This window comes from Hydrogenophaga sp. GW101-3F08, from assembly GCF_059424585.1.
This window is the reverse complement of the sequence record NZ_JBWKZP010000008.1, coordinates 92,403-109,367: the sequence shown is the minus strand read 5'-3', so window position 1 is coordinate 109,367 and position 16,965 is coordinate 92,403. Positions and strand designations below refer to the sequence as shown.

Here is a 16,965-nt window from a genome sequence, read left to right as displayed (position 1 = left end):
TCGAACAAGGCTTCCTTCAGGAGGCCTTTGTTTTTTGGGGCCCGATGACAGGCAGCGCAACCGGCGCGCCAATACCCCAAACCCAGAGGCGCCGAAGATCCGGCTCCGCCGGTCAAAGGGCGCCGTCCCCCTGGGGGGAAGCCGCGCAGCGGCGCAGGGGGAGTCAGCCCCTCCTGAGCTTATCGATCAAGCCGTTGAGCTCGTCCAGCGAGCCGAACTGGATCGCCAGTTCGCCCTGCTCTTCCACCCGGCCGTGGCGCTTGACGCGCTTTTTCACCCGCACCTCCACCTCGGCGGTCAGCAGGTCCGACAGCTCTTCTTCGACGCGCTTGATGTCGCGCGACTTCTCTTTCTTGAGCTTCTGCGGCGCCAGTTCAAACTCGGCGCTGAGTTTTTTCACCAGACTCTCGGCTTCGCGCACCGACATCTTTTTCGCCGCGATCTGGTTGCCGGCCGTGATCTGGGTCGCTTTGTCCAGCGTCAGCAGCGCGCGCGCATGCCCCATGTCCAGGTCGCCCGCCATCAGCATGGTCTGCACCGGCTCGGCCAGCTGCAGCAGGCGCAGCAGGTTGCTGGCCGCGCTGCGCGAGCGGCCCACGGCTTGGGCCGCCTGTTCGTGAGTGAGCCCAAACTCCTTCACCAGACGTTGTAAACCCTGGGCTTCTTCCAGTGGGTTGAGGTCTTCGCGCTGGATGTTCTCGATCAGCGCCATGGCCGCGGCGGCCTCGTTCGGCACGTCGCGCACCAGCACCGGCACGCTGTCCAGCCCCGCCAGCCGGGAGGCGCGGAAGCGCCGCTCGCCCGCGATGATTTCGTACTTGCCAGCGTTCGGGCCATCGATCAGCTTGCGCACCAGGATGGGCTGCATGATGCCCTGGGCCTTGATCGACTCGGCCAGTTCGTACAGCGCGCCCTCGTCCATGCGCGTGCGCGGCTGGTAGACACCCGGGACCAGTTCGGTCAGCGACAGGCTGGTCGGCGTCTGGTTGCGCTCGTTTTCCTGTGCGTCGGGCGAAGCGGCTTCCGCCACTTTGGGGCCCAGCAGGGCTTCGAGTCCGCGGCCTAGGCCTTTGGGTTTTTTGGTGACCATGGCATTCCTGAGCGTCAGTGTTTGTTCTGTTGAGCTTGTGCGTGCAAGGCAGGTTGTCGGGCAAACCACCGACGGAACCAGGCACGCTGCAAGAAATAGGCGACACCAACCGCCAGCAAGACCAGCAGCCAGTTGGTTTGTGAGAAGTCCGGTTGATCGGTGCGCACCGGCAGCTTGGTGGCCTCGACCAGGAACGCCACCTCCACCACGGACAGCCCCAACAGCCCGGGGCTGCTCCACAGGGGCAGGCGACGGGTTGTGTCGGCCTGTGTGGCTGGGCGCCTGCGCCGCAGGCGCAACACCACACCGCACACGACGCCGGCCAGGATGGCTGCCAGGAACAGTTTGCCAAAAAACAGGGCGACCGGAATACCGGCCAAAGACAGCATGCCGGCGAAAGCGTCGGCCACGACGGACGCGATCCCGAGGGTCGTTCCGAAGATTCCTGAACGCGTCGAATCCACGCCTGGGTGCGCCGGTGTCTTGTCGGACCACAGCTTCAAGCGCATGCGCCACCCTTTAACCCGGCCAGCAGTGCTTGCCCCTCGTCCCAGTCCCCCAAGCCCGATTCGGCATTGATGTGCCCCCGCTCGCCCAGGTCGATGAAACGTGATCCCCAGCTGTCGGCCAGCGACTGGGCCTTGTCGAACGTGCAGTACGGGTCGTTGCGGCTGCCCACCAGGATGCTGGGAAACGGCAGGCGCTGGCGGACGATGGGCGACCAGCTGGGCAACAGGCCGCGCAACTCTTCGCGTTCCGGATCGCCCGGCGCCACCAGCAGCGCGCCCTGCACCCGCCCCGTGCTGCGCGACACCTGGCCCCAAGCGGCGGTCAGGATGCAGCCCAGGCTGTGGGCCACGAGCAGCACCGGGCCATCGATGCCCAGGATCACGTCTTCCAGCCGCGCGATCCAGTCGCCGCGTCTTGGGGTCATCCAGTCGTGCTGCTCCACGCGGCGGTAGCCGTGCAGGGCCTCCCAGCGGCTCTGCCAATGGTCGGGCCCGCTGTTTTGCCAGCCGGGCAGGATGAGGACGTTGTCGGGTTTCACGTGAAACAGTTGCGGGCTAGAGCTTGCGGATGCGCTCGACCATTTCGGAGGCAAAGGACACGAAGGCCTGGCTGCCGCGCGCCGCCGGGTCGAACACCACGCCGGGCAGACCGTAGCTGGGCGCTTCGGCCAGGCGCACGTTGCGGGGGATCACGGAGTCGAACACCTTGTCGCCGAAGTGGGCCTTGAGCTGGTCGCTCACCTGCTGCTGCAGGGTGATGCGCGGGTCGAACATGACGCGCAGCAGGCCGATGATCTGCAGGTCGGGGTTGAGGTTGGCGTGCACCTGCTTGATGGTGTTGACCAGATCGGTCAGGCCTTCGAGCGCGAAGTATTCGCACTGCATGGGCACGATCACGCCGTGTGCGGCGCACAGGCCGTTGAGCGTGAGCATGCTCAGGGAGGGCGGGCAGTCGACCAGCACGAAGTCGTAGTCGGTGTCGACCGCCGCGAGCGCGGCCTTCAGGCGTTTGTCGCGCCGCTCCAGCTCGACCAGCTCGACCTCGGCCCCGGCCAGCTCGCGGTTGGCCCCGAGCACGTGGTAGCCGCATTTTTCCGACAGCACCGCCGCCTCCGCCACGCTGGCCGACTCCAGCAGCACGTCGTACACCGTCAACGCCAGGCTGCGTTTGTCCACGCCCGAGCCCATGGTGGCGTTGCCCTGCGGGTCCAGGTCCACCATCAGCACGCGCTGCCCCACCTTGGCCAGGCCGGCGGCGAGGTTGACGGTGGTGGTGGTCTTGCCGACGCCGCCCTTCTGGTTGGCGACACAGAAAATCTTAGCCATGCAAGGCCCCCAGGCAGGTCACTTCGGGTGCCGCGCCGCCGCTCCAGGAGGTACGCGCGGCTTGGGATGGCCCGGCACCACGCATGCCGTGGTGTGCGTTCATGACGGCAGGCCTCATTTGGAGATGGCCAGCTTGATGCCGAAGCCGATCAGGAAGATGCCGGCGAGTTTTTCCAGCGTGCGCGCGATGCGGGGGTTGGCGCGCATGCGCTCGGCCAGATGGTGCGTCAGCAGCACGACGATCAGGCCGTACAGGAAGGTGAGCACGGCGATGGTGGCGGCCATGGCGCCGAAGGTGAGCAGCCCCTGGTGGCTGGCCGGGTCCACGAACAGCGGGAAGAAGGCCATGTAGAACACGATGGCCTTGGGGTTGAGCAGGGTGATGGTGAGCGCCTGCTGGAAGTACTGGCGCGGACGGATGTTGAGCACGGGTTTGGCACCGGGCTTGGCGGTGAGCATCCGGAAGCCCAGCCAGGCGAGGTAGGCGGCGCCCAGCCATTGCACGGCGCTGAAGGCCGTGGGGTAGGCCGCGAGCAGGGCCGCCACGCCGGCCACCGCCATCCACATCAGCACCTGGTCGCCGGCGATGAGGCCGAAGGTGGCGGCCAGCCCGCCACGGGTGCCGCCCTTGCCGGTGGAGGTGATGAGTGCGAGGTTGCCCGGGCCGGGAATGGCCAGGAACAAGACAATGGCGGCGACAAACGCGCCGTAATCTGCGATGCCGAACATATGAAAACCCCGGGAGTTGAGGGGCTGAGTTTACGTGACAGCCCTGCTCTTCTCTTGCGTGTCTTGGCTTGCGTTGCGTTTTGCGTTCGTGGCGTGTTCGCAGAGGGGGTTGGTCCGGGTGGGATTTCTCCGGCCCACGCTCGCGGGCGGAGGCTTTTGGCGCTCGACCGGGTTGGCGTCAACACCGCGCTGGCGCGCCCGCTCCGTGGCAACCGCGAATGGGGCCTGCGCCCTCCCACCCAAACCAACCCCCTCCAGTGGCCGAAGGGGCCATCGAACAGAAGCCCGCCCTCTGTCGCCACCCACAGGATGGTGGTGGCGTGCGCGGGCGCAGGCCCCATTCGCGGTGGCCACAGAAGGAGGCCCGCCGGCCCGGTGTTGACGACGTGAAGCGGGCAAACAGGTGAGTCGGCCCGCGAGCGTGGGCCGGAGAACGCGCATGACGCCACCGTCCTGCGCGAGGTCTCTGAGCGAGACACAGGGAAGAAAAGACTCAGGCCAAAGAAGCCGGACGAAGCCACACGATGCAACGCTCCGCATTCAGCCCCGGCACCACCAACTGTTCCACGTGAAACACCGACACCGACTCGGGCAGTGCGGCGATCTCCTCAGAAGGAAGTTTGCCCTTCATCGCCATCCACACCGCCCCCGGCTTCAGGGCCGACGCGGACCAGGCCGTGAAATCCACCAGCGAGGCAAAGGCCCGCGAGCAGACCACATCAAACCCTGCGCCCTCTTCCGCCTTCAACGACTCCACCCGCGCGTGCACGCCCCGCAGGTTCGGCAGTTTCAGGGCGGCGGCCGCCTGCTGGATGAACGCGGCCTTCTTGCCCACCGTGTCCACGCAGGTCACGTTGATCTGCGGACAGGTGATGGCGATCACCACCCCTGGCAACCCACCGCCCGAGCCCACATCCAGCAGACGGATGCGCGGGTCGCTGCCCCAAGACCGGGAAGGGACCCGGTCTCCGCCGGGTCCGGGGACTGTTTCGCCTGGGGGCGGCCCGGCGACGGAACACGGCTGGCCGCCGGTCTGGCGCAGCAGCGGGCCGATGGCGGCCAGGCTGTCCAGCAGGTGGTGCGTCATCATCTCGGCCGGGTCGCGCACGGCGGTCAGGTTGTAGACCTTGTTCCACTTGGCGATCAGGTCCAGGTAGGCGAGCAACTGGTCGACTTGCGCCGATGACAACGCCAAGCCCAGCTCGCGCAGACCGGTTTCGAGCGTCGATTTCAACTCCGCACCACTCATGCCAAAACCCCACCCCGAAGCGTGAGCACACAACCAGAGCAGCCGTGGAACCGACCTTCGACAAGCTCAGAACCGGCCACAGGTTGCGTCCCCCTCCCGCCGCAGGCGAGAGCGGGAGAAGCCGCGAAGCGGCGCAGGGGGCGCTTCATTTCCACCCCCCCTTCTTCAGGTGGATCAGCAGCAACGAGATGCTGGCCGGCGTGATGCCCGAGATGCGCGAGGCCTGGCCCAGGGTTTCGGGCCGGTGCTTGGCCAGCTTCTGCCGCGCCTCGAACGACAGCGCGGCCACCTGCAGGTAGTCCAGATCGGCCGGCAGCTTCATGCCCTCGTGGTGCGCGGCGCGCTCCACTTCGTCCTTCTGGCGGTCGATGTAGCCCGAATACTTGGCCGCGATCTCGACCTGCTCCACCACCGGCGCATACAGCGCACCCAGTGTTTCACGTGAAACCACCGGGCGGGCATCGGCGTCGTCGGCCTTGGCCACGGGGTTGTACTTGCCGCCGTCCATGCCCAGCAGATCGGCGTAGCCCACGGCCGGGCGGCGCAGCAGGTCGAACAGGTTGTGTTCGTGTTCAATCGCCTTGCCCAGCACCCGCTCGCTCTCCGCCGCCGGCAGGTTGCGCGGGTTCACCCAGGTCGATTTCAGGCGCTCGGTCTCCCGCGCCACCGCGTCGCGCTTGCGGCTGAAGGCGTTCCAGCGCGCGTCGTCCACCAGGCCCAACTGGCGCCCGGCTTCGGTCAGGCGCATGTCGGCGTTGTCCTCGCGCAGCTGCAGGCGGAACTCGGCCCGGCTGGTGAACATGCGGTAGGGCTCGGTCACGCCCTGGGTCACCAGGTCGTCGACCAGCACACCTAGGTAAGCCTCGTCACGGCGCGGCAACCAGGCGTCCTTGCCCTGGCACTGCAGCGCGGCGTTCAGGCCGGCGAACAGGCCCTGGGCGGCCGCCTCTTCGTAGCCGGTGGTGCCGTTGATCTGGCCGGCGAAGAACAGGCCCTGGATCTGCTTGGTCTCGAAGCTGTTCTTGAGCGAACGCGGGTCGAAATAGTCGTATTCGATGGCGTAGCCGGGCCGCAGGATGTGGGCGTTTTCCAGCCCCGGCATGCTGCGCACCAGCGCGTACTGGATGTCGAACGGCAGGCTGGTCGAGATGCCGTTGGGGTAGACCTCGTGCGTGGTCAGGCCCTCGGGCTCCAGGAAGATCTGGTGGCTGTCCTTGTCGGCGAAGCGGTTGATCTTGTCTTCCACGCTCGGGCAGTAGCGCGGGCCGACGCCCTCGATCTTGCCGGTGAACATGGGGCTGCGGTCGAAACCGGAGCGGATGATCTCGTGCGTGCGCAGGTTGGTGTGGGTGATCCAGCACGGGATCTGCCGCGGGTGCATGGCCGTGTTGCCCATGAAGCTGAACACCGGCACCGGCTGGTCCGGGTTCATGCCGCCAGGCATGCCGTCGCCGGGCTGCTCGGCGCATTTCGACCAGTCGATGGTCCGGCCGTCGATGCGCGGCGGCGTGCCGGTTTTCAGGCGCGCCTGCGGCAGCTTCAGCTCCTTGAGCCGGGCCGACAGGCTGATCGCCGGCGGGTCGCCCGCGCGGCCGGCGGCGTAGTTGTTCAGGCCGACGTGGATCTTGCCGTCGAGGAAGGTGCCTGCCGTCAGCACCACGGTGCGGCTTCGGAAGCGGATGCCGACCTGCGTCACGGCGCCCACCACGCGGTCGCCCTCGACCATCAGGTCGTCCACCGCCTGCTGGAACAGCCAGAGGTTGGGCTGGTTTTCCAGCATGCGGCGGATCGCGGCCTTGTACAGGATGCGGTCGGCCTGGGCGCGGGTGGCGCGCACCGCCGGGCCTTTGCTGCTGTTGAGGATGCGGAACTGGATGCCGCCCTCGTCCGTGGCCAGCGCCATGGCGCCGCCCAGCGCGTCCACCTCTTTCACCAGATGGCCCTTGCCGATGCCGCCGATGCTGGGGTTGCAGCTCATCTGGCCCAGCGTCTCGATGTTGTGCGTGAGCAGCAGCGTGGCGCAGCCCATGCGCGCGGCGGCCAGCGCGGCCTCGGTGCCGGCGTGGCCACCGCCGACGACGATGACATCAAACTCTTGCGGGTACAACATGGTGAAAGCTCCAGGGCACGGCGGCTGGCGCGCTGCCCGACAATGCGGATGCGGTGTGTTTCACGTGAAACACCCGCCGCCCGGCCGGTGTGTGGCTCGGGCAACCCGCAATTGTCCCATCAATGCCCCTTCGCCGCCCACCCATGCCCAGCACCGCCCCACGCCCGACCGGTGAACCGGCGCTGGCCACCCTGCCCGGCCTCGGCCCGAAGTCGCAGGCCATGCTGGCGGCGGCGGGCATTCCCGATCTGGCCACGCTGCGGCGGCTGGGATCGGTGGCCACCTATGCCCGGGTGAAACACAGAGACCCGCGCGCCAGCCTCAACCTGCTCTGGGGGCTCGAAGCGGCGCTCACCGGCCTGCCCTGGCAGACCGTGGCACGCGAACACCGCACCAGCCTGCTGCTGGCGCTGGACGCGCTGAAAGAGTTCGGCGAGCCGAAGACACCCCGCCGCTGAGCGCTGGGCGCCTTTCGCCCAAGCCCGCGCACCACGCCCGACAACAACCCTGCGTCTCCGAGACCGGAGCCGCCAGGCCCACAATCGAAACCGCAACGCGGCCCAGGCCGTCCATCGACCGATCGGCATCGGCCGTCAACGTGAGCCCCAGGTGCGAGGCCGCTGACCGTGCCGCAACCGCATGGATGGCGCTTTCTCATGAACGCAGCGCCGCACACACACCAAGGCCCCCACATGACCAACCCCATCCCCCTCCTCGTTTTCGCCGGCAGCAGCCGCGCCCAGTCCTGGAACCGAAAGCTCGCCAGTGTCGCGGCCGAGGCCGCCCGCGCCGCCGGTGCCCAGGTCACCCACCTGGAGCTGGGCGACTTCGACCTGCCGCTCTACAACGGCGACCTGGAAGCGCGCGGCATTCCGCACGACGCGATCCGCCTGAAGGAAGTCTTCCACGCCCACCCGGCCTGGCTGGTGGTCTCGCCCGAGTACAACGGCAGCTACACCGGCCTGCTGAAGAACACCATCGACTGGGTCTCGCGCCCCGTACCGGGCGATCCCCTCTGGGCCAACGGCGGCAAGCCCTTCGCCGGCAAGGTGGTGGGCATGCTCTCGGCCTCGCCCGGCGCACTCGGCGGCCTGCGCAGCCTGAGCCACCTCGCGCCGCTGCTGATGAACCTGCAGTGCTGGGTGGCGCCCAAACAGTTCGCCCTGTCCAAAGCCAGCGAAGCGTTCGATGCCGACGGTCGGCTGATCGCCGAGACCGCCCGCCGCAGCGTGCAGGGCGTGGTGGACCAGGTGCTGCACGCGGCACAGCGCTTAGGATGAAACACCCCCGCCGCGCTTCGCGCGACCCCCTCAAGGGGGCGGCACTGGCCGTCCGGCAAAGCCGGCCCGGCGGTGCCCTGGGCTGGACCGTTTCATGCGTCGGGATGCGTGCTCCGGCACGAGTGAAACACCCCTGCAGCGTTTCGCGCTACACCCTCAGGGAACTTTTGCGTGCAACAGGATCTGCTCGCCCAGCAGTTCGTAGTTGCCGCCGAAGTGGTGGTCGCCCTTGAGCTGCACCGGGGTCACCAGCTCGGTCGAGGTCGTGGGGCAGATGGTGTCGCGGTCGTCGCTGCCGTAGAGGCAGGTGGTGGTGGCGGCCGACAGGCTGGCCAGCTCGGGCTTGAGCCGCAGGCCCAGGTGGTTGCGCACCACCCAGTTCGACAGCTTGAACTCGAACGATGCCTTCTCCCCCGGCCCGATCAGCACCGTGTGCGCCACCAGGCTCCGGGAGGCGCTGGACATCCGGTTCAGCGCAAACGGCAACACGTCGGCCCCCTGGGAGTAACCGATCAGCACCACCCGGCTTTTCTTCCATTTCACGGCGTAATGGCGCAGCAGCCGGTCCAGGTCGCTGGCCAGCCCCTGCGGCGTGCGCTGCTTCCAGAAATAGCGCAACGAGTCCAGCCCGACCACCGGCACACCGCGCGCGGCCATGACGGCGGCCACCTTCTTGTCCAGGCCGGCCCAGCCGCCGTCCCCCGACACCAGCACGGCAAAGACGTCGGACGGCACGCTGGACGGCACCTCCACCAGCGGCAGATCGGCGATGTCGCTGCCGGCGCCCGGCGGCTTGAGCACCACCGCCGCCGTGAGCTGGCGGTAGGCCGCCTGGTAGGCCAGCAGCGCCGCCTTGCCGGACAGCACGCCGTGCTCCGCCCCCGGTAGCGAGACCAGTTCGGCCCCGGGCACCTGGGCCACGAAGGCCTGGACGGCCCCGGCCTCGCACACCTTGTCGTCGCTGCTGTGCAGGGCGATCCAGGGTGCCCGCAGCTTGCCGGCAGGCTGCAGAGTGAGCGCACGCTTGTCAGCCTGCTGTCTGAAATGAACGCCCTCGCCCTTGCACAAGGGTTTGGAAAACACCAGCTCGGGGCAGAAGCCCAGCGACAGGGCGCCAGCGAAGGTGCCTTCGGGCGCCTGGGCGAGCAGGGCGTAGGCCAGGCTGGCGCCCGACGCCTGCCCCACCAGCAGCGGCGGGTAGTAAGCCGGCAGGCGCGCGTAACCCTGCAGGAAGTGCGAGAGGTTCTCAAAATCGCCATCGGGCAGGGCGCAGTCGCCGCCGTCTTTCTCCAGCAGGGCCAGCAGCTGCGGCGTGCTCACGCCCGCCACCACCGCGCCCTGCTCCACCAGCGGTTTGGCCATGGCGGCCATGGCGGGCGTCCAGCCGGCCTCCCCCGAGAGCAGGATCGCGAACGACTTCACCTCGCCTTTGGGGCGGTAGAGCGACACGTCCTTGAAGCGGCCGTGCGAGATTTTTTCCTGCGCTTGCGCCGGGCCCGGCACGGTCAGCGCACAACAAAACGCCAGCAAGGCGGTGGCAAAGGTGTTCATTTGGACATGACCCGTCGGAAGCCGCCGGCGATCAGGGCGGCGATGTCGGTGAGGATGATGAAAGGCGCCAGCCCGCCCGGCGCGGTCAGGTAGCGCGGCTCCCAGACCGGGTCGAACTTCGCCTTGAAGGCGCGCAGGCCCTGGAAGTTGTAGAAGTTCTCGCCGTGGTTGAACAGCAGGCGCGCCAGGCGCTGCCAGTTGGGCGCCAGCGGGTGCTGGGCCATGCCCGCCAACGGCACCATGCCCAGGTTGAAGCGCTGGAAGCCCTGGGCCTGGAAGTGCAGGATCACCTGGGCAAACAGGAAATCCATCGAGCTGCGCGGCGCGTCGGGCAACTGGCGCATCAGGTCCACGCTGGCCTCGACCTTCTGGTCGGTGCACATCAGGGTGGCAAACGCCACCACCCGGCCGGCCTGCCGCACCAGCGCCACCGGCTGGCCCAGCACGTAGTCGCGCTGGAACGCGCCCAGCGAAAAGGCCTTCTCGGCCGTGCTGTGGTCGTTCAGCCAGGCGTCCGACACCGCCTGCAGCTCGTCGAACACCGGCGCCGCCGCGCCGGGAGGCAACACCTCGAAACCCAGGCCCTCGCGCTGCGCCCGCGCCACGCCGTGGCGCAGGTTGGCCCGCTGCTTGCCCTGCAGGCTGAAGCCCGGCAGGTCCACCAGGGCGCACTCGCCCAGCTTGTAGACGCGCAGACCGGCGTCCAGGTACACCGGCAGCGCCTCGGGCCGCACCTGGTAGAACGCCGCCCGCCCGCCGGACTCGCGCGCCTGCTCGACGAAGCGCCACACCAGCTCGGGCCACTCGCTGGCCGGCCCCACCGGGTCGTACAGCGCCACCCAGGAGCGGCCGCGCCGCCCGAACATGACAAAGGCCCGCTGCGACTCGGACAGCATCAGGCTCTTGTCGCCCATCATCACCAGCCCCGCGCCCGCCACCCCCTGCGCGCGCACGATGCGCGCCGCCTGCTCGAGCGCCTCGGCGCTGGGCTTGATCAACGCCGGGTGGGGCCGGCGCAGCAGCTGGACCAGGGCCACGATGAACGCCACCAGCGCCACCGCCACCATGGCCCGCAGCGAGCGCGGCGCGTGGCCGTCAAACGCAAACTGCCACCAGACCCGGTTCACGTAGGCAACGTCGCGGTAGACGAAGAACAGCAGGGCCCCGGTGGCCGCCACCACCACCGCCACCGCGGCCAGCCAGCCGCTGGTGAAGGCCTGTGAAAACAGCGCCGCCCGGCGGTTGAACTGCCGGCGCGAGAGCGCCAGGCTCGCCGTCAGCACGCCGAGCAGCACCGCCTCGGACACCGCGATGCCCTTGGGCAGGCAGAGCACCAGGCTCACCAGCGCCAGGATCAGGCCGGCCCACCAGGACGCGTCGAGCCGCAGGAACATGCCCCGGGCCACGAACAGCAGCGCCAGACCGATGATGCTGCCCAGGAAGTGGGCCGCTTCGACGATGGGCAGCGGCATCAGCTGCGCGAGCAGGGCGGTCGCGTCCCCGGTCGCCGGCGTCACGCCCGACACCAGCAGCATCACGCCGATCACGAAAGTGAAAGCCGACAGCAGCAGCGGCGACAGGCTGGCCGCCGCCCGCACCACCGGCGTGGCGGCGCCGCGCTGCAGTTCGGACAACACCAGCAGCGCCAGCGCCAACACCAGCGGCAGCAAGTGGTAGACGGCGCGGTAGAGCACCAGCGCGCTCACCAGTTGGTGGGCGGGCACCTGCGGGCCCAGGGCCAGCAGCATCACCGCCTCGAACACCCCCAGGCCGGCCGGCACATGGCTGATCACGCCCAGCGCGATGGCCAGCGAATAGAAACCCACGAAAGCCGGAAAGCCGATCGCCCCCTCGGGCAGCAGGAACCACAGCGCGGCCGCCGCCGCCACCACATCCACGGCCGAGATCAGCAGCTGCTGCGCGGCGATGGACGCGCTGGGCAGGCGCAGCGACCAGCCCGCCAGACGCAGATCGTCGCCGCCGCCGCGGCACACCCCGACAAACGCCGCCGCCGCCAGCAGCACCACCACGCCCAGGGCCTTCAGCAGCCCGGCCGACAGCCCCACCATGGACGCCACCGCCCCGGCACCCCACACCAGCGAGGCCGCGCCCACCACCACGATGCCCACGCCAAAACCGATGGCGTTGAACGCAATGGCGCGGGTGATCAGCCCCGCCTCCAGCCCCGCCGCGCCGTACAGGCGCATGCGCACCGCGCCCCCCGTGAGCACGCCCAGCCCCATGGTGTTGGACAGGGCAAAGGCGATGAACGAGGTCTCGGCCACCACGCGGTAGGGCAACCGGGCGCCCGTGTAGCGCAGGGCGGAGCGGTCGTAAAAGGTCAGCGCCAGAAAGCTCAGCGCCGTGGCCAGCACCGACAGCAGCAAGGCGAGCGGCGACGTGCCACGCACCGCCTCGACGATGGCGCCGTAGCTCAGCTCGGTCATCACCTTGTGCGCCGCCTGCACCAACAGAGCGCCCAGCAGCAAGGCGAGTGCGGCGTACAGCCAGAAGCGCCAACGGGTCAGTTGGGCCAGCAGCGTTTCGGGGGTGGGGATCTTCACGGAGTGGGCCAGGGCATCAAACAAATACAGAGGGTCATCGACACGCCCACCGCGATCTCAAGTTGGCGGCTGAGTGTAGCGCCGCGCACCCGGGGCGGCCATGGACAATCGGTGCCATGCCCGCATCCCCCGCGCCCACCCTCGCCTGCCGCCCCGGCTGCGCGGCCTGCTGCATCGCGCCGTCCATCTCCAGCCCCATGCCGGGCCTGCCCCACGGCAAGCCAGCGGGCATGCCCTGCCCGCACCTGGACGAAGCCCTGCGCTGCCAACTCTTCGGCCAGCCCGAACGGCCCAAGGTGTGCGGCTCACTGCCGCCGAGCCGGGAGATGTGTGGCGACGCACGCGAGCACGCGCTGCATTTCCTGGAACGGCTGGAACAAGCCACCAGACCATGACAAAGGCCCGCCGAAGCGGGCCTTTGCTGAATGGAAAAGACAAAAACACAAACCGTTCCGGTGCGCGTGTCTTTCCCAAGCACACGCCGTGGAACCGGCTCCGCCGGGCCACCAGCGTGGTCCCCCCTCCGGGGGGAAGCCACGCAGTGGCGCAGGGGGGAGCGATCCTGGGGGGTTACTGTTTCACGGCTTCCACCTGAATCACCAGACGCACGTTCTTCGGGAAGCCCCAGTCCACGCCGTAGTTCGCGCCGAAGGCGGTGCGGTCGATGGTGGCTTCGAAGTCGCCGCCGCAGACTTCGCGCTTGAGCATCGGGCTGTCGTAGCAGGCGAACTGGTTGGCCTTCATCGTCACCGGCTGGGTCTTGCCCAGCAGCGTCAGCTGACCTTCCACCGCGCTGACCTTGTCACCGGCGAAGACGAACTTGCTCGACACGAACTGGGCCTTGGGGTACTTGGCGGCGTCGAAGATGTCCGGGCTCTGCAGGTGCTTGTCGAACATGGGGGTGCCCGAGTTCACCGACGTCATGTCGATGCTGATGTCCACCATGCCGGTCTTGGCGGCCTTGTCGAAGCTGACCTTGCCTTCCTTCTTGTCGAAGCGGGCGCGGTTCACGCTGGCGCCGAAATGGCCGATCTCGAAGGTGGCGAACGTGTGCGTCGGGTCGATCGCGTACTCGGCAGCCTGGGCGATGCCGGCGGTGGACAGAACGGCCGCAGCGGCCAGCAGGGACAGGGATTTGCGCATGGTTGAACTCCTAGGTTCGGGTTGGTGAAAAGAAAAAAGCGCCAAAAAGCCTTCGGCGCGCGGGTATCAAGCCAAGGGCCCCGTGGAACTGGCTTTGCCAGGCCACCAGGGCCGTCCCCCCTTGGGGGGAAGCCGCGCAGCGGCGCAGGGGGGTCACAATTTCGGCACGCCCGTGAGCGCCAGCTTGAACTTCACCTGCACCTCGTCGGCCACCATCGAGGTGTCGGCCCACTCCTTCTCGCCGATGCGGAAAGCGAGGCGCTTGATCGGGAAGGCGCCGGTGGCGGTGGTGGTGGCGCCGTTCTGGGCCAGCGTGACGGGCACGACCACGTCGCTGCTCGCGCCCTTGATGCTGAGCTTGCCGGCCACTTCGTACTTGGTGGCATCGATGCGCTTGATGCTGCTGGAGGTGAAGGTGGCCTTGGGGAACTGCGCCACGTTGAACCAGGTCGCCTTGGGCAGTTCGGCGTCGGCCTCGCGGCTGATGCTGGCGCTGCCCGTGTCCACCGTGAAGGCGATCTTGCTGGTCGCGAGCTTGGCCGGGTCGAACGCCAGCTGGGCGCTGAAGCTCTTGAACTTGCCCTCGACCGGCACGCCCATCTGGCGGCTGACGAAGGCGATCTCGCTTTGCGCGGGCACCAGCTGCTGCTGGGCCTGGGCGGCCAGGGGCATCAGGCCGCTCAGCGCAAGACCGCAGATCAGGGGGAGGGATGTCGGGCGCAGGCTCATGTGGGGGCTTTCAAGGCGGGAAATCAAAGCAAGGAAGATCGTCGGGTGCGCGGGGTCTCAGCGACCGCCCCAGCCCATGCGCAGCAGCAGGCCGTCGCGGTCCACGAAGTGGTGCTTGAGCGCGCCGGCCACGTGCAGCAGCACCAGGGCCGCCATCGCATAGGCCGAGAGCCGGTGCAGGGGCTTGAGCCCCTCGGCCAGGGTCTCGCTCACCGGCACGAAGTCGGGCAACGGCCACAGGCCGAACAGCACGATGGGGAAACCGGCGGCCGAGCTGTAGGCCCAGCCCAGCAGCGGCACGGAGAAAAACAGCAGATACAGCCCACCGTGCGTGGCGTGGTGGGCCCCGCGCTGCCAGGCCGGCATGGCCTGGGCAATGGCCGCGGGCAACGCCGGCGGGCGGTGCACCAAGCGCCACATCAGGCGCACGGCGGTGAATGTGAGCACCAACACACCGGCCCATTTGTGCCAGCTGTAGAGCTTCAGGCGCTGGGGCGAGAACGGCAGGTCGGCCATGTACAGGCCCAGGGCGAACACCCCGATCAGGGCCAGGCCCAGCGCCCAGTGCAGCGCACGGGCGACGGGGTGGTAGCGGAGGACGGCGGCGTCAGACATGCCGGCAGTGTAGGCACCCGGTGCGGCGCCAAGCGTCAAACCGCTTGAAGCTTGAATTCAAAAAATTCGAACGAACTTAGCATTCCAGTTCGCATCTTCCGCTGCCACCGCGCTCCTACAATGCGCCATGCCCACTCCGCTCACGCCCGACCTGCTGTCGTTGTACCCGGCGCTGGGAGCGCTGCCGGCCCTGCTGCCCCGGCTCGCGGTGATGCAGGTGCCGGCCGGCACCCAGCTGTTTCGCGAGAACGAGGCCTGCCAGGGCTTCCCGATGGTGCTCAGCGGCGAAGTGCGGGTCTCCCGCAGCGCGGCCAACGGGCGGGAGCTGGAACTCTACCGCGTCTCGCCCGGTGAGATGTGCCTGGTGTCCTCGGCCGGCCTGTTCGCGGACCAGCCGCTCACGGCGCGCGGCGTGGCCACCTGCGAAACCCGCCTGACCCTGCTCTCCCCGGCGGATTTTCGCGCCGCGCTGACCGACGAGCGTTTTCGCGCCTACGTGCTGGGACTCTTTGCCGCGCGCATGGCCGACCTCACCGGCCTGATCGAGGCCATTGCCTTCCAGAAGCTCGACAGCCGCCTGGCCAGCGCCCTGCTCGGCCACGGCCAGCAGGTGCGCGCCACCCACCAGGCGCTGGCCGACGAGCTGGGCACGGTGCGGGAGATCGTGACCCGCCTGCTGCACCGCTTCGAGCGCGACGGCCTGGTCGAGCTCTCGCGCGAGTGCATCACCATCCGCGACAGCGCCGGCCTGCGCGCCGTGGCCACGTTCCAGTCGCGCTGATCCCCCGGCCAGCGCCGGGGCGCGTGCGCACCGGACCGGCTTTGTGACACAGGTCACATACCGCCGCCCGCCGAGCCGGTTCAATACGCCCAGCCCCACCGTGGCCCGGGCGCTGCACAGCGCCGAGCCGCGGTGGACCCGGTTCCCTTCATCCACTGGAGCATTCACATGAGCAAAAACGAAGGCGGCATCGACCGCATCCTGCGCATCGTCGCGGGCCTGGCCCTGATCGCGGCGGCCGCCACCGGCAACATCGGTGTCTGGGGCTATATCGGCGTGGTGCCGCTGCTCACCGGCCTGATGGGCTGGTGCCCGGTGTACACGCTGCTGGGCCTCAACACCTGTCCGATGAAGAAGTGACCCCCCGCGCCGCCTGCGGCGTCACCCCCCAGGGGGCATCACGAGCGGCCCGGCGAAGCCGGTTCCGCCGTGATCTCGGTTTGGGGCATTTCGCGCCGGATGAACCTCGTTTGCCGCATCGACGTGATGCGTCCGGCCGCGCGGTTCGGCTCGGCTATGGGTGCTGCCCGGGCATGCCGACGAACGCGACCATGCCTTCCAGCACGGTGCGCAGGCGCACCAGTTCACGCGAATGGTTCAGCCGGGTGGACCAGGCCGCCATGCGGGACACGCGCTGCAGCCTTGGCAGCAGGTGGGCCAGGAAGGCCTGCAGACCGGATTGGCCGCGCTCGGCCGGGTGCGCCGCTTCGCGCGCCTCGCGGTAGGCGTTGAGCACCGCCAGCACCGCCTGCGGCCCCAGCGGCTCCAGGAAACGGGCCAACGACATCACCAGCTGCAGCGCGTCGTAGCGCTGCACCATCTCCAGCGACAGGCCGGGAAACAGGCGTTCCTCGAAGTCGATGCGGGCAAAACGCTGCCCGTCCCAGGTCAGGTTGCGGGCCTGCGCGCCCCCGTGCCATTGGCCGCGCGCATGAAACGCCGCCAGATCGGCACTGGCCGCGCACATCAGCGGCAGGCGCTCGGCCTCGGGCAGGCGGTGCAACAGGTGCTCCAGCGTGGTGCCCACATCGCCCGTCACCAGGGACTCGCCATCGAAGGCCACCACCGGGGGCACCCGCTCACCGGCCGCCGCCAGCGCCAGCAGGCGCTCATGCTCGTAGGCCAGCAGCGCCGCGCCGTCGGTCTGGCGCACCGCGCGCCAGGGCACCGGCACGCCCACGAAATGCGCGAACAGGTAGGCCCCGAGCGAATGGCCCAGGCCACGCAAGGGCCGCCGTGCGGTCTTGGTCCAGGTTTTGAGGGGGGGAGAGGTGTTCAAGACCCGCGAT

The 16,965-nt window shown here is 68.7% G+C and carries 18 protein-coding genes; 5 read left to right on the top strand and 13 right to left on the bottom strand.

The window, feature by feature from the left end:
* Positions 1-163: 163 nt before the first annotated feature.
* The 7 genes from AC07YZ_RS19195 to mnmG form a co-directional block, all read right to left on the bottom strand.
* Complete coding sequence (locus tag AC07YZ_RS19195) at positions 164-1,090, bottom strand: ParB/RepB/Spo0J family partition protein (RefSeq protein WP_494795911.1); 927 nt, start codon at positions 1,088-1,090, stop codon at positions 164-166.
* 14 nt (positions 1,091-1,104) lie between these two features.
* Positions 1,105-1,599 carry a hypothetical protein gene (locus AC07YZ_RS19190; RefSeq protein WP_494795910.1) on the bottom strand — a complete coding sequence of 165 codons (495 nt, stop codon included), beginning with the start codon at positions 1,597-1,599 and terminating at the stop codon, positions 1,105-1,107.
* Complete coding sequence (locus AC07YZ_RS19185; RefSeq protein ID WP_494795909.1) at positions 1,590-2,138, bottom strand: RBBP9/YdeN family alpha/beta hydrolase; 549 nt, start codon at positions 2,136-2,138, stop codon at positions 1,590-1,592. The genes AC07YZ_RS19190 and AC07YZ_RS19185 overlap by 10 nt, the downstream gene beginning before the upstream one ends.
* A 16-nt stretch (positions 2,139-2,154) precedes the next feature.
* Positions 2,155-2,925, bottom strand: a complete 771-nt coding sequence (locus tag AC07YZ_RS19180) for a ParA family protein (RefSeq protein WP_226490734.1) — start codon at positions 2,923-2,925, stop codon at positions 2,155-2,157.
* 114 nt (positions 2,926-3,039) lie between these two features.
* A complete protein-coding gene (locus AC07YZ_RS19175) occupies positions 3,040-3,654 on the bottom strand; it encodes a LysE family translocator (RefSeq protein WP_494795908.1) in 615 nt (204 codons plus the stop codon).
* A gap of 493 nt (positions 3,655-4,147) precedes the next feature.
* Positions 4,148-4,903, bottom strand: a complete 756-nt coding sequence (rsmG, locus tag AC07YZ_RS19170) for a 16S rRNA (guanine(527)-N(7))-methyltransferase RsmG (protein WP_494795907.1) — start codon at positions 4,901-4,903, stop codon at positions 4,148-4,150.
* Between the two features lie 145 nt (positions 4,904-5,048).
* On the bottom strand, positions 5,049-7,013 hold the full coding sequence (gene mnmG, locus AC07YZ_RS19165) for a tRNA uridine-5-carboxymethylaminomethyl(34) synthesis enzyme MnmG (protein WP_494795906.1): 1,965 nt from the start codon (positions 7,011-7,013) through the stop codon (positions 5,049-5,051).
* Between the two features lie 143 nt (positions 7,014-7,156).
* Between mnmG and AC07YZ_RS19160 the strand changes: the two genes are divergently transcribed.
* The gene (locus AC07YZ_RS19160; RefSeq protein ID WP_494795905.1) at positions 7,157-7,471 is read left to right on the top strand and encodes a TfoX/Sxy family protein; all 315 of its coding nucleotides are present in this window, start codon (positions 7,157-7,159) and stop codon (positions 7,469-7,471) included.
* 234 nt (positions 7,472-7,705) lie between these two features.
* Positions 7,706-8,293 carry an NADPH-dependent FMN reductase gene (locus AC07YZ_RS19155; protein ID WP_226490729.1) on the top strand — a complete coding sequence of 196 codons (588 nt, stop codon included), beginning with the start codon at positions 7,706-7,708 and terminating at the stop codon, positions 8,291-8,293.
* A 156-nt stretch (positions 8,294-8,449) separates the two neighbouring features.
* On the opposite strand, the gene AC07YZ_RS19150 is transcribed toward AC07YZ_RS19155, so the two are convergent.
* Together AC07YZ_RS19150 and mprF are read right to left on the bottom strand one after the other, a co-directional pair.
* On the bottom strand, positions 8,450-9,844 hold the full coding sequence (locus AC07YZ_RS19150; protein ID WP_226490728.1) for an AcvB/VirJ family lysyl-phosphatidylglycerol hydrolase: 1,395 nt from the start codon (positions 9,842-9,844) through the stop codon (positions 8,450-8,452).
* Complete coding sequence (gene mprF, locus AC07YZ_RS19145; protein ID WP_494795904.1) at positions 9,841-12,408, bottom strand: bifunctional lysylphosphatidylglycerol flippase/synthetase MprF; 2,568 nt, start codon at positions 12,406-12,408, stop codon at positions 9,841-9,843. The genes AC07YZ_RS19150 and mprF overlap by 4 nt, the downstream gene beginning before the upstream one ends.
* Before the next feature lie 116 nt (positions 12,409-12,524).
* On the opposite strand from mprF, the gene AC07YZ_RS19140 reads away from it, so the two are divergent.
* On the top strand, positions 12,525-12,803 hold the full coding sequence (locus tag AC07YZ_RS19140) for a YkgJ family cysteine cluster protein (RefSeq protein WP_494795903.1): 279 nt from the start codon (positions 12,525-12,527) through the stop codon (positions 12,801-12,803).
* 175 nt (positions 12,804-12,978) lie between these two features.
* Here the strand turns inward: AC07YZ_RS19140 and AC07YZ_RS19135 are convergent, their stop codons facing one another.
* The 3 genes from AC07YZ_RS19135 to AC07YZ_RS19125 form a co-directional block, all read right to left on the bottom strand.
* Positions 12,979-13,551, bottom strand: a complete 573-nt coding sequence (locus tag AC07YZ_RS19135) for a YceI family protein (RefSeq protein WP_494795902.1) — start codon at positions 13,549-13,551, stop codon at positions 12,979-12,981.
* A 153-nt stretch (positions 13,552-13,704) separates the two neighbouring features.
* Positions 13,705-14,280, bottom strand: coding sequence for a YceI family protein (locus AC07YZ_RS19130; protein ID WP_494795901.1), 576 nt, complete (start codon positions 14,278-14,280; stop codon positions 13,705-13,707).
* Between the two features lie 57 nt (positions 14,281-14,337).
* On the bottom strand, positions 14,338-14,895 hold the full coding sequence (locus tag AC07YZ_RS19125) for a cytochrome b (RefSeq protein ID WP_226490723.1): 558 nt from the start codon (positions 14,893-14,895) through the stop codon (positions 14,338-14,340).
* Positions 14,896-15,022: 127 nt separating this feature from the next.
* On the opposite strand from AC07YZ_RS19125, the gene AC07YZ_RS19120 reads away from it, so the two are divergent.
* Both AC07YZ_RS19120 and AC07YZ_RS19115 read left to right on the top strand, forming a co-directional pair.
* The gene (locus tag AC07YZ_RS19120; protein ID WP_494795900.1) at positions 15,023-15,676 is read left to right on the top strand and encodes a Crp/Fnr family transcriptional regulator; all 654 of its coding nucleotides are present in this window, start codon (positions 15,023-15,025) and stop codon (positions 15,674-15,676) included.
* 168 nt (positions 15,677-15,844) lie between these two features.
* Positions 15,845-16,036: a YgaP family membrane protein gene (locus tag AC07YZ_RS19115; RefSeq protein WP_226490721.1), complete on the top strand. Its 192-nt coding sequence runs from the start codon at positions 15,845-15,847 to the stop codon at positions 16,034-16,036.
* A gap of 154 nt (positions 16,037-16,190) precedes the next feature.
* On the opposite strand, the gene AC07YZ_RS19110 is transcribed toward AC07YZ_RS19115, so the two are convergent.
* Positions 16,191-16,955, bottom strand: a complete 765-nt coding sequence (locus AC07YZ_RS19110) for a BUD32 family EKC/KEOPS complex subunit (RefSeq protein WP_494795899.1) — start codon at positions 16,953-16,955, stop codon at positions 16,191-16,193.
* Between the last annotated feature and the right edge of the window lie 10 nt (positions 16,956-16,965).